Here is a 632-nt window from a genome sequence, read left to right on the forward strand (position 1 = left end):
TTCGTTAAGTTTCTTCCGGCGCTAAATATATATCTAAGTAGAGTTTCAACGTAACGAATCCCAGTTTGGTGATCCTCTAATTCCCGCAAGTATTTTACAGCCCTATTAATGGTAGTAAACAAATCTATACTATCCTTAGTGAAGATATCTCGTAATGTCGTTAATATAATTTGAAGCTGGGCCTCTCCTTTTATATCCTCATCTTTATATTTTGAAAGATCATAAAGCAAGTATTCAAAGTTCGGAACAAGCCGCTGAATATTTGGTGTAAGTCCTTCATATCCCTGTATTATTTCCCCTAAACTCAATCCAATATTCCAATCTTTTTGACCGTGATAAATGACTAAAGGAATAACAATTGGAAGCTCATTGCTCTTTTCCTTTTCACTTTTTGCCTCCCATATTTCTATTATATATTTTAACAGTTGAAGAGCGGTTTTATGATAAATATAGGTATCCTTCATTGCCACAAATATTTACCTTAAAAAGTAAATCCGAAAAGTTTTCTTTCAATTTTTCATTAATAAAACGATCCTTTTCTGGTTCAAGAGTGTTGACATCAATCATCTCCATTATACTTTCTGGCAAATAATTAGTTAAAAAATCCTTCGTGACCGTCACATCTCCAAAGG

At 33.1% G+C, this 632-nt stretch carries 2 protein-coding genes; both read right to left on the bottom strand.

Annotated elements, in window-relative coordinates; all coding sequences use genetic code 11:
- The coding region (locus BN2144_RS21080) for an Rpn family recombination-promoting nuclease/putative transposase (RefSeq protein ID WP_230199699.1) at positions 1 to 464 on the bottom strand (464 nt) is incomplete at its 3' end.
- The coding region (locus tag BN2144_RS21085; protein ID WP_222860065.1) for an Rpn family recombination-promoting nuclease/putative transposase at positions 439 to 632 on the bottom strand (194 nt) is incomplete at its 5' end. The genes BN2144_RS21085 and BN2144_RS21080, both read right to left, overlap by 26 nt.

Origin of the sequence: Bacillus andreraoultii, assembly GCF_001244735.1 — a bacterium.
GTDB lineage: Bacteria > Bacillota > Bacilli > Bacillales > Caldibacillaceae > Caldifermentibacillus > Caldifermentibacillus andreraoultii.